Raw genomic sequence first — 14,033 nt, forward strand, 5'->3', positions numbered from 1 at the left:
AGCAAACAACGCATGGCGACCCGACCCCGTTCGACCGATCCGACTGACGATCTGAAGAAGAAGAGGGCGGCGCCTGCGAAGAAAGCCTCCGCGGCCAAGAAGGTGCACGCAGTCAGTAAAACGGCTGCGGCAGCCAGAAAAAAACCTGCTGCCACCGCACCCAAGGCCCGGCCGGCCGAAAAGACCGGCGGGGCCGAGGGCCTGCTTCGCGCGGGCCTGAAGGCGCTCGGCAATGTGCGCGACGACGTCGCCAAGCGCCAGGCCAATGTGATCGAAGGCTTGCTCGGCATCGGCCAGGGCAAGCTCGACGCAACCGCTGGCGCTGCCAAGGCCCCGCTCACGCGCGGCTTTCCGAGCCTCGACAGTTTCGGCCTGCGCAAATTCGAGGACGTGTTCGACCAGCGCGTGGCTACCGCCCTGGAGCGGCTCGGCATGCCCAGCGCGCAAGAGGTGCAGGCACTGCGCGCCGAAGTGGCCCGGCTGCGCGAACGCCTTGCCGAGCTCGAACCAAAGAACGCCAGCCCGCGCGCCAGCGGCAAGCGCTGAGCCCCGGCCCAGCGAACACCGACGCACGCACCAGCCGGTTGTGGCCAGTTCCAACACCACGCGCGATCGCATCCTGCAGACCAGCCTTGCGCTGTTCAATGCGGAGGGCCTTGCGGCGGTGTCCACCCACAAGATTGCGGCCGAGCTCGGCATGAGCCCGGGCAACCTGCACTACCACTTCAAGGCCAAGCAGCTGATCGTCGAGTGGCTGTTCAGGCGCTTCGAGCAGCGGCTCGAAGTGCTCAATGGATCTTCGGATTCGATTGCGGCCATCGACGACCTCTGGCTTGCGCTGCACCTGCGCTTCGAGGCCATCGACGAGTACCGCTTCATCTACCGCGACATGGCTTTCCTGGCCGGCGAATACCCCGCGCTCGGACAGCGCGCGCAGGCGCTCACCGCTCAGAACCTTCTGGCGGCCCAGGCGCTTTGCGAAGGGCTGGTGGCCTCGGGCGTCATCCAGACCAGCGCAGAGCAGGCGCGCATTCTGGCGCTGCAGATGGTTTTCACCACCACTTGCTGGCTCTCGTTCGAGCGCCTGGTGCCGGGGCGCGATGCGCTCGCGCAGGCGGACCCGGGACTGGCGGCTTTTTATACGCTCACTTTGATTTCCCCGTATGTTTCGAGCGAATCGAGGGCTTACCTCGATTACCTGCGGGGCAAATACCTCGGATAAACATCGCAGTTGTCCGACGAGTCGGTGAAACTTTGGTTCGCCATGCTCGTCCCACACAACAGTGAAACAGAGATAAACAGGAAAGCCGCCCCCATGACCACCGCCACCCGAGAACACATTGCGCCACCATCGGGCCTGCTGATGCTGGCCGAAGCACGCGCACTTTGGGAAACAGGTGCCGGCGTCGCGATGTGGCCGCTGCTGCAGCTCACGCCGCGCGGCGATGGGCACCCCGTGATCGTATTGCCGGGGCTCGTGGCGGGCGACGGCTCCACGTTGCTGCTGCGCCGCTACCTTCGCAGCCGCGGCTACGACGCACACGGCTGGGGCCTGGGCCGCAACTTCGGCCCGCGCGAGGGCGTCGAAGACGGCATGCTTGCGCTGCTCAAGTCGCTGAATGAAAAGAGCGGCCAGAAGGTCAGCGTGATCGGCTGGAGCCTTGGCGGCATCTATGCGCGGCTTCTCGCGTCCGCACAGCCAGACCTGGTGCGCAACGTTATCACTTTGGGCAGCCCGTTTTCCGGCAGCCCGCGCGCCACCAATGCATGGCGCGTGTACGAGGGCGTGAGCGGCCAGAGCTCGCACGACCCGCGCCGCATGAAGTTCGTGCAGCCCACGCCGCCGGTGCCCACCACGTCGATCTTCAGCCGCACCGACGGTGTCGTTGCATGGCGCTGCAGCCTCGAAAAGCCCGGGCCCAAGGCGGAAAACATCGAAGTGGTGGCAAGCCACCTGGGGCTTGGCGGCCACCCCGCCGTGCTTTACGCGGTGGCCGACCGCCTTGCGCAGCCCGAGGGCAAGTGGAAGCCCTTCAACCGCGGCCTGCTCGGGCCGCTGGTCTATCCCGATCCAGACCGCGAGGTCTGATGAGCTGAGCCGCTGGGGCTAGGCCCCCGCCCACACGTCCAGCACGTAGCGCTGGTCGGCAATCATCTTGTCCATCCAGGCATTGCTGTCGTGGCCATGCTCGCGGGCCAGGTCGGCGAGCGTGCGGCGCACGTCGGGCTCCATGCGCGAACCGTCGCCGCACACGTAGATCACCGCGCCCGCTTCGAGCAGCTTCCACACGGCCGCGCCCTGCTCGCGGATGAGGTCTTGCACATACACCTTGCGCTCGCCCGAGCGTGAGAAGGCCGTGTGCAGCTTCATCAGCTCGCGGTGCGACCAGGCCTTGAGTTCTTCTGCATAAATGAAATCTTGCTCCGGGTGCCGGCAGCCGAAGAACAGCATTGCATCGCCCAGCGCTTCGCCCCGCTCGACCCGCGCCGCGCGCTCTTGCAGAAAGCCGCGGAACGGCGCCAGGCCGGTGCCGGGGCCGATCATGACGAGCGGGCGCTGCGCGTCCTCAGGCAGGCGAAAGCCTTCGGCCGTGGTTTCGCGGATCACGCCGTGCACCGTGTCGCCAGCTTCGGCGCGCGCAAGGTAGTTGGAGCACACGCCCTCGAAGGTGCCATTGCCCGAAAGCGCCGGTGCACTCACCACGCCCACTGTGACGCTGCATCGCCCCGGCGTCATCGAGGGCGAAGAAGAAATCGAGTAGTAGCGCGGCGACAGCGGCGACAGCATTTCAAGAAACACCGCAAACGGCACCTGGCATGCGCGGTGCTCCTCGAGCAGGTCGAGCAGCGACTTGCGCTTGTGCAGCACCTCGGCCCTGTAGGCGGCCTGCGAAGCCTCGTCGCTGCCCGAGAGTGCCATGAGCCTGGGCTTGGTGAAAGGGCATTCGGTGTAGGCCGCGAGCGTGGCAATCTGCTTGCGCGTGGCCACGTCCTGCAGCTCGACGTAGTCGCCCAGCAGGCGGTCGACGGCCACCACCTGGTCGACCGGCAGGGCCGCCTTGCGGCCCGCAGCGGCATGCAGCCGCACGTGCGCGGAGCGGTCGAAGCCGAAGCGGGCCATTGCGCGCTCTACCTGCGCGGGGCTGTTGCGCGGCACCACGCTCAGGTGATCGCCGGGCACATAGTCGACGCCTTCAGGCAGCATCAGCTCCACGTGGCGCGTGGAGCGGCTGCTCCCCGCATCGCCGCCGGGGCTTTGCAGCTCGCGGTTCTCCACGACGCGCAGCGCCACGGCGCCGAGTGCATCGACCAGCGCGTTCTTCTGCGGCGGCGGCAGTTCTTCGAGCGTGTAGAGCGGCTCGGCCTCGGCGGGCGTGTCGGCACCGGCCTGGATGCCGAAGGTCTTCACCAGCTCGGGCCAGAGCGCGTCGCTCCAGTCCTGGAAGGCGCCGTCCATGTCTTCGCGCGCATCGCCTTCGCCGCGCGGATGCACGCGCGTGGCGCCAAGTGCCTGGAGCCGCTCGTCGATGCGCCGCGGCACCGCCTGGTAGGTGGCGGCCCAATCGGTATTGCCGCAGCCGAACACGCTGAAGCGCACGCCGTTGAGCGAGTCGTCGGCCTTGTCGAGCCAGCGATGGAACTCGGCCGCGTTGTCGGGTGCCACGCCGTTGTAAGAGGCGCAGACGATCGCCACCGCGCCGTTCGCGGGCAGCCGCTCGGCATAGTCGTCGAGCGAAGCCACCTGCGTGGAAAAGCCGCGCAGCTCGCCGGCCTCGGCCAGCTGGCGCGCCAGGTCTTCGGCGGTGCCAAGGTTGGAGCCCTGCAGCACCAGCAGCGAGGTGCTGTGGCGCGCAGCCTGTGGCTTGCGCGCCGCGGGTTTGGCGGGCGCATCCGGCGCGGCGGCGGTGGTCTCGCCGTTGCCACGCGGGCGCGAGGCGGGGTCGCGCAGCAGCGCCTTGATCTTGAAGCCTTCGGGCTTGATCGTCAGCGCCTCCTTGATCTTGAGCTTGTAGCCGGTGTGGTCGACCAGGTTGAAGCGCTGCAGGATCATGCCCAGCGTAAGCACCGCCTCTTGCAGTGCAAACTGCCGCCCGATGCAGGCGCGCTGCCCGTTGCCGAAGGGTTTGAATGCGTTGACCGGCCGTTCGCGTTCGGCTTCGCGGCTGAAGTTGTCTGGGTTGAACTGGTCTGCGTTATCACCCCAGATGCCCTTGTCGCGATGCAGCGCGAGCGCATGCATGATGACCATGTTGTTCTTCTTGATCGTGTACTGGCCGCCGATCGTCGTGTCCTCCTTCGCGCGCATCGAGATTGCGGGCGCGGTGGGGTACAGGCGCAGCGACTCCTTCAGCACCTGCAGCACGTAGGTCAGCCGGTTCACCTGCGCATAAGTGGGCTTCTGCGAGGTGTCGCCGCCCAGCACGCTGTCCACCTCGGCCTGGGCCTTGGCCATTGCCTCGGGGTTGTTGAGCAGGAAGTAGATGGCAAACGAGAGCAGGCCGCTCGTGGTTTCATGTCCCGCGATGAGGAATTCGATGCACTCGTCGCGGATCATCTTGTCGGTGAGCTGCTCACCGCTCTTCTTGTCGACGCCCGCGATCATGTAGCTCAAGAGATCGGGCTTGGTGGCAATGTCGGCGCCGCTCGCCCGCCGCTCCTCGATGATGTCTTCCACCATCTTGTGCATGTAGCGGATGTCCTTGCGCTGCTGCGCAAGCTCTTTCTTGAGCATGAGCTCTTCGAGCGGAAGGCCGCGGCGGTTCTGCACCGTTTCGAGCGTGCGCACCATCGCATCGACGAAGGGATGAAAACCTTCGCGGTAAAACGAATTGAAGCGGTAGCCAAAGCCGCAAAGACCGATGGTGTCGAGGGTGAGCGCGGTCATGTCGCGCACCACGTCCACCTCTTCGTCAAAGTTCAGGCGCTCCCATTTGGTGACCAGCTGGCTCGCAATGTCCAGCATCATCGGGTGGTAGGCCTGCATTGCGCGCTGGCTGAAATTGGCCAACAGAATGTTGTGCGGCTTGGACCACGTTTCCTCGTGCGTGTCCGAGGTAAAGAGCCCGTGCGATGCCGCCCGCAGCCGGCGCAGCGCACCGCGCGTGCTCTTGTCGAAGCGCGGCTCTTCGCACAGTTCGTCGACCAGCGCGGGCGACGACACCACGATCACAGGCATGCCCGGCATGTCGAGCCAGTAGATTCCGCCAAGCTCCTGCGCAATGCGCCACATGTCCAGCACGGGCGAATCAGATCCGATCGACAGAAGGTTGCCTACGAAAGGCTTCTTTGCCGGATGCGGTATCGGATGGAGCGAGTTCTTGCCTGCCATGGGTTTGCGCCTTTGGAGTGCACCCGCTTCGGGATGTCCGGGGTGTGACTCCACGGAGTATCTCGGCGGCATGGGGACAAGGCAGACGGGGTTTCCCTTAGGCTTGATCGGTGCTCGGGCGCCGCTTGTTCAGGGCGGCGCACCCGCCGACGGGGTACCTTGCTCCGCGAATGTCCCCCGGCCTGCGGGCTTCCGCCCCACCCGCCCTGAAAAAGCTCAACGAACCGTCAAGGCCGAACCATCTTGCACTCGGTCCCCTGAGCCAGTTCGTTCCCCGTATACACAGCATCCGTCCGGAACCCGTAGCTGGTGCCTTCCCAGCCCACCTTCACGCTCTTGCCATCCACAGGCGCAATGGTGTTGACTACTTGCGGCAGCAGCAATTGATGGTCCTCGCCGCGCATGCGCACAGGTCCCACCACCGAATCGAAGCTCAGGTCCTCGAGCGCACGCGCCACCTTCACAGTGTCCGTGCTGCCGGCCTTGTTGATAGCCGCTGCCAAAAGACGCGGCGTGAAGTCGATGCGCGGCGCGAGAAAGTCCTTGCCCGTTTTCGCCTTGTAGGCCTTTGCGAGTGCATCGGCGCGTGGCGTATCGGCTTGGCCCGGATGCCACTCGGCCACCCACGTCAGCTGCCCCAGCTTGGCTTGCGACACCGCCAACACCGTTCCCGGCACCGAGCCCGCGCTGTGGTTGAAGTAGCGCAGGTCGTAGCCCGCGTCTCCCGCGGCCTTGAGCAGCAGCGTCATGTCTTGCCCCCAATTGCCGGTAATCACCGAATCGGCACCGCTCTGCTTGATGTTCGCGATATACGGCGAGAAGTCTTTCACCCGGCCGATCGGATGCAGCGTTTCGCCGACAAACTGCACATCGGGTCGTGCAAGCCCTACCAGCTGCCGTCCGTAGCTCGCCCATTGCTTGCCGTGCGCGTACTCCTGGTTCAGCAGGTACACCTTTTTCACGTCGGGCGTCTTCTTGATGTAGTTGGCCAGCGCCTTCATCTTCATCGCCGTGTTCGCCTCGGTCTGAAAGTGCCAGAAGCTGCAGGTCTTGCCAGTCATCTCCGGGTCGATCGACGAATGGTTCAGCACGATCAGTTCCTTGCCCGGATTGCGCTGGTTCCACCGCGTCACCGACTGGACGAGCGCCGCCACAACCGAAGAGCCCGACCCGCCTGTGACGATCGCCTTCGCGCCCTGGTCGATGGCTGCCTGCAATGCGCTCTGGCTTTCTTGTGCCGAGAGCTTGCTGTCGAACTGAAGCAACTGCAGCTTGGTTCCGCCGAGCACACCGCCCTTGGCGTTGATCTCTTCGATGGCGTATTGCGTGTGCGTCAGCATCAACTCGCCCACGTTCGCGAACGGGCCCGAGAGCGGGTCGATGTACGCAATCTTGTACGTTTGCTGCTGGGCCTGCGCCGTGCCTGCAAGGGCCAGCAGCACCGCGAGGGCGATGGGGGCGTGCCTGGATTTCATGTCAGTGTGTCTCCGATATCGTTTGAAAAAACTTGCGCGGAGGGCGCCGTGCGCGCCTTTCGCTTCAATGCGGTTCTTTGGTGCGAAGCCCGATCACGCGGCCTGCCAGCTTCGTGAGTTCGGCGACCACTTCGTCGGCCGAAAGGCGGCCATCGGGCCGGTACCAGCTGTAGAGGAAACCCGGCAGGCTGCAGGCGGCCAGCGCCGTGAGCTTGGTTTCGGTGAAGTCCAGGTCGCCGTCGCGGCGCGCTTCTTCGAGCAGCGGGCACAGCAGGTCGTAGAAGTGGTGCGCAAGCTTTTTTTGCGCGGCAATGTATTCGGGCCGGTACACCTGCGGTTCGCGGTACGGAAAAAACGCGCAGGGGTGGTGCGAAATGGTGGCGCGAATCAGCCGCTCGATGCCTTCGATCACCTTTTCGCTCGCGCGGCGCGGATCGCCCGCGGCAAAGTCGAGCGCGGTAAAACAATCGACCGCGGGGCGCCAGGAGAGCGTCTCGAAGATCTCCTGCTTGTCGCGAAAGTAGTAGTACACGAACGGCTTGGTCACGCCCAGTGCGCGAACGATCTGCGCCATGGTGGTGTTGGCATAGCCCTGCGCCGCAAAGAGCTGCGCCGCCGCCTGCAGGATGCGCTCGCGCTGAAGATCGGTGCCCTGCGTGGCGGCGCGCTGGCGCCCTGTGCCCTGGGGCAGGTGCGGCTGTGCCGTGGTGGATGCCGAAGCATCGGCATTGCCAGAGGGTTTGTGCCGTGTCGCCGAAGTTATACCCATGGGTAGGATTGTTGGTGCACCATGCACTCATTGGCAAGCGCCGGCCCCGCGCAGGCGGCTATCGATAACCCTGAGAAAGTGACGCCATGGAGACAACCGCAACGGCTCGCGGGTTGAGCGAGCTTCCACCCCGTCCGCAGCAACCCCTGCACGAGTACCTGCGCGCCCATGTGCGCGAGCGCGGCGACAGCGCAGCATGCATCTGGTACGGCCATGCCATGACATGGGCGCAACTCGATCTTGCGAGCGATGCCTTTGCGGCGCGACTGCAAGCCATAGGCGTGAAGAAGGGCGAGCCTGTGGTGCTCTTCCTCAACAACTGTCCGCAGTACCTGGTGGCGCACTTCGGCATACAGAAGGTCGGCGCCATCGTCTGCCCCAGCGGACCGCTCAACAAGGAGCACGAGCTGGCCTACCAGGTCAACGACCTCAAGGCGCGCGCGATCGTCGTGGCCGCGCCGCTGCTGCCGGTGGTGCGCAAGGTGCAGCCCGAAAGCGCACTCGAGCATGTGTTCCTGGTGCACTATGCCGACCTGCTGCCCGCCAACCCCGCGCTCGATCTGCCCGCCGAGCTGCTGGCAGAACGCAGTTCGGTTCGCAGCGTGCCCGAGGGGTGCGAAGACTTTCTCTCCGTAATGCAAAGCGGCGCAGTGCCGCAGCCCGTGACCATCGGCCTGGACGACGTGGCGCTCATGACCTACACCTCGGGCACCACCGGCTTGCCGAAGGGCGCGATGCTCACCTACGGCAACGCCCTCTTCAAGACGCGAGCCGCGGCCGACTGCAACGGCGTGACTGGCGACGATGTGCTGCTTTCCATTGCGCCGCTCTATCACATCGCCGGCATGCTGATGGGTGTGAACGTGCCGGTGCTCAGCGGGGCTGCATCGGTGCTGCTGCATCGCTTCGATCCGCGCGCCGCACTGCAAGCCATTGCGCTGCACAAGGTGAGCTGGTGGTACAGCATTGCGCCAATGAACGTGGCATGCATGCAGGTGCCGGACATCGCAAGCTTCGATCTTGCGAGCCTCAAGCGCAATCCGGTCACCAGCTTCGGCATTACCTTCACCGAGCCGCTGGCCGCGCAATGGCGCTCGCATGCGCCCAATTGCGTTTCGTTCGAAGCCGCCTACGGCCTTAGCGAAACCCACACCTGCGACACCTACACGCCGCACCATGCGCCCCGCTGGGGCACGCAGGGCATTGCGGTGCCGGGCGTGACCATTCGCATCGTCGATCCCGAGACACAGGCCGACGTGCCAACGGGCGAGGTCGGCGAAATCGTGCTGACGAGCCTCGGTTGCTTCAAGGGCTACTGGAACAAGCCCGAGGCCACTGCGGCCACGCTGCGCGGCAAATGGGTGCACACGGGCGACATGGGCAAGCTCGATGCGGAGGGGTACCTCACCTTCATCGGCCGCTTCAAGGAAATGATCAAGGTCTCGGGCTACAGCGTGTTTCCCGAAGAGGTCGAGACCATTCTCATCAAGCACCCGGCGGTGGCGCAGGCCGCCGTCATTGCGCAGCCCGATGCGGAAAAAGGCGAGGTGGTCAAGGCCTTCATCGTGCGCAAGGCCGGAGCGGCGCTCGAAGCCGATGCGCTCATTGCCTGGTCGCGCGACAACATGGCGAGCTACAAGGCGCCGCGCGCGGTGAGCTTTATCGATGCCCTGCCGACCACTGGCGCCGGCAAGGTGCTGCGGCGCCTGCTGAAAGACAAAGCCTGAAAGGTTCTCCCTTGTTTTCCAAGATTCTGATTGCCAACCGCGGCGAGATTGCCGTGCGCCTGGTGCGCGCGCTGCGCGACCTGGGCATTGCCAGCGTGGCGGTGCATGCGCGCGACGATGCATCGGCACTGCATGTGCAGCTGGCCGATGCGGCGGTTGCGCTCGACGCAACAGGTCCCGCGGCGTACCTCGACATCGGTGCGCTGATTGCCATTGCGCGCGCGCAGGGCTGCGACGCGGTGCACCCCGGCTACGGGTTTCTCAGCGAGCGTGCGGACTTTGCGCAGGCCTGCGCCGAGGCCGGCCTGGCGTTTGTTGGGCCGACGCCCGAGCAGCTTGCGCTGTTCGGCGACAAGGCCCGCGCACGCACGCTGGCGGCGCAGTGCGAAGTGCCCGTCATGCCCGGCAGTACCGGCGCGGTAACGCTCGCGCAGGCGCAAGCGTTTTTCGACGAGCAGCATGCGCAAGGCGCGGGCGTGATGATCAAGGCCATTGGCGGTGGAGGCGGGCGCGGCATGCGCGCCGTGCTCCACGCCGACGATCTGGCTGAAGCACACGCGCGCTGTACGTCCGAGGCCAGGGCCGCATTCGGCGTGGAGGGCGTGTATGTGGAGCGCCTGATGCGCAATGCGCGGCACATCGAAGTGCAGGTGCTGGGCGACGGCAACGCGGTGGCAAGCCTCGGCGAACGCGAATGCACATTGCAGCGGCGCTTTCAGAAGCTGGTCGAAATTGCGCCCAGCCCTTCGTTGCCCGATTCGCTGCGCGCGCAGATCACGCATGCCGCGCTGCGCATGGCCAAGGCTGTCGGCTATCGCAGCCTGGGCACTTTCGAATTTCTCGTCGATACCGAATCGGCCACGCTGCCCTTCGTTTTCATCGAGGCCAATCCGCGCCTGCAGGTGGAACACACGGTGACCGAAGCCGTGACCGGGCTCGACCTTGTCCAGCTGCAGGTTGCGGTGGCCGCGGGCCAGCCCCTGAATGCGCTGGGCGTGGACGCGGACCGTACCGCGCCGCAGCGCGGCTTTGCGGTGCAATGGCGCATCAATGCAGAAACGCTCGATGCGCACGGCAACGCGCGGCCCTCGGGCGGCACGCTCGCGCGCTTCGACCTGCCGGCCGGGCCGGGCGTGCGCATCGACACGCATGGCTACGCAGGGCTTGCACCTTCGCCGCACTACGACACGCTGCTTGCCAAGCTGATCGTGCACTCGCCGTCGCCGCATTTCGCCGATGCGCTGCGCCGCTCGCTGCGCGCGCTGGATGAATGCCACATCGACGGTATTGCCACCAACCTTGCATTGCTGCGTGCCATTGCGGCACGGCCCGAGTTTGCGAGCCAGGCGGTGCACACGCGCTTCGTCGAAGCGCATCTTGGCGACCTGCTCGCATCGGCAGTCGCGTTCGAGAAGAAGAGCCCGAGAAACACTGCACCGGCTTCGGATGCCGCAAATGCCGCACCGGCAGGTTCTTCGAGTGACGAAGACGGCCTCACGGTCAAGGCGCCCATGCCCGCGAAGCTGGTGCAGTTCGAGGTGGCCCTGGGCGATGTACTGCCTGCCGGTGCGCAGCTCGGCGTGCTCGAAGCCATGAAGATGGAGCACCTGCTGCATGCGCCCGTCGCCGGCAGAGTGGTCGCGCTGCTGGCCGAGCCTGGCGACTATCTGGTGGAGGGGCAGTCGCTTGTGCGCCTGGAGCCCGTCGATGCGCAGGCAGTCGAAGCCGAGGCGCATGCCGGGCACGATCTCGATGCCATCCGTCCCGACCTGCAGAAGGTGCTCGACCGCCATGCCTACACGCTCGACGTCAACCGCGAGCCGGCGGTGGCAAAGCGGCATGCGCAGGGTGGGCGCACCGCGCGCGAGAACATTGCCGACCTGTGCGACACCGCATCGGACCCCGGCAATTTCATCGAATACGGCGCGCTGGCCATTGCCGCGCAAACGAGACGCCGCACGCTCGAAGACCTGATTGCCAACACGCCGGCAGACGGCATGGTGACGGGCCTTGGCAGCATCAACGCGAAGCTGTTCGGGCCGGAGGCTTCGCGCTGCGCCGTGCTGGCCTACGACTACACGGTGCTGGCCGGCACGCAAGGCATGCGCAACCACCACAAGACCGACCGGCTGCTGGCGGTGGCGCACCAGCTGAAGCTGCCGGTGGTGCTGTTCGCCGAAGGCGGCGGCGGACGGCCGGGCGATACCGACATGCCCATTGTTGCGGGCCTCAACAACCACACCTTCAGCCAGTTCGCGGCGCTTTCGGGCAAGGTGCCGGTGGTGGGCATCGTGCATGGGCGCTGCTTTGCAGGCAACGCGGCGCTGCTGGGTTGCGCAGACGTAATCATTGCGACCAAGGCAAGCAACATCGGCATGAGTGGCCCCGCGATGATCGAGGGTGGCGGGCTCGGTACCTTTGCGCCGGAGCAGATCGGGCCCAGCAGCGTGCAGTCGCGCAACGGGGTGATCGACATCCTGGTCGAAGACGAAGCCGCCGCGGTGGCTGCGGCCAGGCAATATCTTTCGTACTTCCAGGGGCCGGTGGCGGAGTGGCATTGCGCGGACCCGCGCGCGCTGCGCCACGTGGTGCCCGAGAACCGGCTGCGCGTGTACGACGTGCGCGCGGCGATGCGCGGCGTGGCCGACACCGGCTCGCTGCTCGAACTGCGCGCCGGCTTTGGCGCGGGCATTGTCACTGCGCTGGCGCGCATCGAGGGCAAGCCGGTGGGGCTGATGGCCAACAACCCGCACCACCTTGGCGGGGCAATCGATGTGGAGGCGGCCGACAAGTCTGCGCGCTTCATGCAGCTGTGCAACGCGCATGGGCTGCCGATCGTTTCGCTGTGCGACACGCCCGGCTTCATGGTCGGGCCGGAGATCGAAGCGCAGGCGCAGGTGCGCCACGTGTGCCGAATGTTCATGGTCGCCTCGCACTTGCGCGTGCCTTTCTTTGCCGTCGTGCTGCGCAAGGGCTATGGCCTGGGTGCGCAAGCCATGACGGCCGGCGGCTTCGACGCACCGGTGTTCACCGTGGCCTGGCCCACGGGCGAGTTCGGCGCCATGGGGCTCGAAGGCGCGGTGCGGCTGGGCTATCGCAAGGAGCTTGCCGCAGAGCCCGAAGGTGCCGCGCGCGATGCGCTGTTCAAGAAGCTCGTTGCGCAGCAGTACGCCAACGGCGAAGCGATTCACATGGCGCAGACGCTGGAGATCGACGCGGTGATCGATCCCGCCGAAACGCGCACCTGGCTGGTGCGCGGACTTGCATCGGCCGGCCGGTCGGTCGAAGCTGCTTCGCCGTATGTAGACACTTGGTAACGATGCACTAGACCTCGTCACACGAGAGGGCAAGGAGGCTCCGTAAACTGAGCCGCTTTGCGCGCATGAATCTGGGTTCCCGTTGGCTTTCCGTTCTTTGCCAAAGTGTGTTGCGGCACGGAGTGGCCGTTGTCGCCGTCTTGCTGCTGGCCGGCGCCGTGGCCGTCCAGGCTGTTCAGCCGGGTGATCGTCCCAAGCAATCGGTAGAGGCGCATTGGGTGGCCAGCTGGGCCGTGGCGCCAGTGGATTTTCGTGAGCTGAGCGCCAATCCGCTCGCAAAGTCTGCGGCCCCCAGGCCCGGCGGCGACCTGTTCCGCGGGCAGACGCTGCGCCAGCAGTTCGAGACTGCGCTGAGCGGAGAGCGCATTCGCATCCGTTTTTCAAACAGGTTCGGCAAGACTCCGCTGCGCATTGCTGCCGCAAGCGTGGGGCACAGCACCGGCGCGGGCGCAATTTCTCCGGCAACGCTGCGCATGCTGCGCTTTGGCGGCCGGGACAACGTGGTCGTGGCACCGGGTGCGGATGTGTGGAGCGACGGTGCCGAACTGAAAGTCGAAGCCGGCCAGGCGGTGGCGGTGAGTGCCTTCTTCGATCGGCCGGTGCCCTACGCCACCGTTCACACGCAGGTGTCCGACACGAGCTGGGTCATCGGCGGCAATGCCGTCGGCACGCCCAAGCTGCAGGGCGCCACGCCGCTGCCGCTCAACCACATCGTCACCGGCCTCGACGTGTTGACCACGCAACCGATTCGCGTGGTGGTCGCGTTCGGAGATTCGATCACTGCCGGGGGCGGCGAGGCGGGCGAAGGCGCCTATCCCGATATTCTTGCCACCCGGCTGCGCAACAGCCCCGCGGCTACGCAACCCTTGTCGGTCATCAACACGGGCATTGGCGGCAACCGCCTGTTGACCGACGGCATCGGCCCCAGCGGCCTTTCGCGCTTTGCACGCGATGCCCTCGGGCAGACCGGCGTGACGCATGTCGTCGTGCTGCTGGGCACCAACGACATCGGCCGCAGCGTGCTGGTCGGCATGGCGCGGCTGCCCACGCCCGAGCACGAGGTACCGACCGCGGAGCGCATCACCGAAGGCCTTCAGCAGCTGATCAAGCAGGCCCGCGCAAAAGGCGTGAAGGTGCTGATCGGCACCGTGCCGCCTTTCAGGAACACGCCTTATTGGAGCGAGGCGTCCGAGGCGATGCGTGGCGAGGTCAACCGCTGGATCCGCAGCCGCCAGGACGTCGACGCGGTGATCGATTTCGATGCCGTGCTGCGCAACCCGGCCGACCCTATGGCGCTGAACCCGCTGTACGACAACGGCGACCACCTGCACCCCAACAAGGCGGGCCATGCCGCCATGGCCGCCGCCGTGGATCTTCGCGAATTACAAGAGTAAGCGCTAACAAAAGCACTACTTC

The 14,033-nt window shown here is 65.8% G+C and carries 9 protein-coding genes; 6 read left to right on the top strand and 3 right to left on the bottom strand.

Features of this window, described 5'->3' with window-relative positions:
• The first annotated feature begins 12 nt into the window (after positions 1-12).
• The 3 genes from J2X67_RS04900 (at position 13) to J2X67_RS04910 (ending at position 2,089) form a co-directional block, all read left to right on the top strand.
• A complete protein-coding gene (locus tag J2X67_RS04900; protein WP_309951056.1) occupies positions 13-546 on the top strand; it encodes a phasin family protein in 534 nt (177 codons plus the stop codon).
• A gap of 40 nt (positions 547-586) precedes the next feature.
• Entirely contained in the window at positions 587-1,222 is a 636-nt protein-coding gene (locus tag J2X67_RS04905) for a TetR/AcrR family transcriptional regulator (protein WP_126748319.1), read from the top strand.
• A gap of 93 nt (positions 1,223-1,315) precedes the next feature.
• Positions 1,316-2,089, top strand: coding sequence for an alpha/beta hydrolase (locus J2X67_RS04910; protein WP_309951058.1), 774 nt, complete (start codon positions 1,316-1,318; stop codon positions 2,087-2,089).
• A gap of 18 nt (positions 2,090-2,107) precedes the next feature.
• Here J2X67_RS04910 and J2X67_RS04915 read toward each other — a convergent pair whose 3' ends face one another.
• The 3 genes from J2X67_RS04915 to J2X67_RS04925 form a co-directional block, all read right to left on the bottom strand.
• Positions 2,108-5,329 carry a cytochrome P450 gene (locus J2X67_RS04915; RefSeq protein ID WP_309951060.1) on the bottom strand — a complete coding sequence of 1,074 codons (3,222 nt, stop codon included), beginning with the start codon at positions 5,327-5,329 and terminating at the stop codon, positions 2,108-2,110.
• A 227-nt stretch (positions 5,330-5,556) separates the two neighbouring features.
• The gene (locus J2X67_RS04920; RefSeq protein WP_309951062.1) at positions 5,557-6,804 is read right to left on the bottom strand and encodes a branched-chain amino acid ABC transporter substrate-binding protein; all 1,248 of its coding nucleotides are present in this window, start codon (positions 6,802-6,804) and stop codon (positions 5,557-5,559) included.
• 64 nt (positions 6,805-6,868) lie between these two features.
• Positions 6,869-7,573: a TetR/AcrR family transcriptional regulator gene (locus J2X67_RS04925; protein ID WP_309951064.1), complete on the bottom strand. Its 705-nt coding sequence runs from the start codon at positions 7,571-7,573 to the stop codon at positions 6,869-6,871.
• A 113-nt stretch (positions 7,574-7,686) separates the two neighbouring features.
• Between J2X67_RS04925 and J2X67_RS04930 the strand changes: the two genes are divergently transcribed.
• The 3 genes from J2X67_RS04930 to J2X67_RS04940 all read left to right on the top strand — a co-directional run bounded on the left by J2X67_RS04930 (position 7,687) and on the right by J2X67_RS04940 (position 14,011).
• Complete coding sequence (locus J2X67_RS04930; protein ID WP_309951800.1) at positions 7,687-9,300, top strand: AMP-binding protein; 1,614 nt, start codon at positions 7,687-7,689, stop codon at positions 9,298-9,300.
• Positions 9,301-9,311: 11 nt separating this feature from the next.
• On the top strand, positions 9,312-12,617 hold the full coding sequence (locus J2X67_RS04935) for a carboxyl transferase domain-containing protein (protein ID WP_309951065.1): 3,306 nt from the start codon (positions 9,312-9,314) through the stop codon (positions 12,615-12,617).
• Between the two features lie 122 nt (positions 12,618-12,739).
• Complete coding sequence (locus tag J2X67_RS04940; RefSeq protein ID WP_309951067.1) at positions 12,740-14,011, top strand: GDSL-type esterase/lipase family protein; 1,272 nt, start codon at positions 12,740-12,742, stop codon at positions 14,009-14,011.
• The last annotated feature ends 22 nt before the right edge of the window (positions 14,012-14,033 follow it).

This window comes from Variovorax sp. 3319 (genome assembly GCF_031456585.1).
GTDB lineage: Bacteria > Pseudomonadota > Gammaproteobacteria > Burkholderiales > Burkholderiaceae_C > Variovorax > Variovorax paradoxus_P.

What these genes read in the sequence shown, in the direction of transcription:
- J2X67_RS04910 (WP_309951058.1), top strand. Translation starts at nt 1,316, where the DNA reads ATGACCACCGCCACCCGAGAACACATTGCGCCACCATCGGGCCTGCTG.
- J2X67_RS04920 (WP_309951062.1), bottom strand. Translation starts at nt 6,804, where the DNA reads ATGAAATCCAGGCACGCCCCCATCGCCCTCGCGGTGCTGCTGGCCCTT.
- J2X67_RS04925 (WP_309951064.1), bottom strand. Translation starts at nt 7,573, where the DNA reads ATGGGTATAACTTCGGCGACACGGCACAAACCCTCTGGCAATGCCGAT.
- J2X67_RS04915 (WP_309951060.1), bottom strand. Translation starts at nt 5,329, where the DNA reads ATGGCAGGCAAGAACTCGCTCCATCCGATACCGCATCCGGCAAAGAAG.
- J2X67_RS04900 (WP_309951056.1), top strand. Translation starts at nt 13, where the DNA reads ATGGCGACCCGACCCCGTTCGACCGATCCGACTGACGATCTGAAGAAG.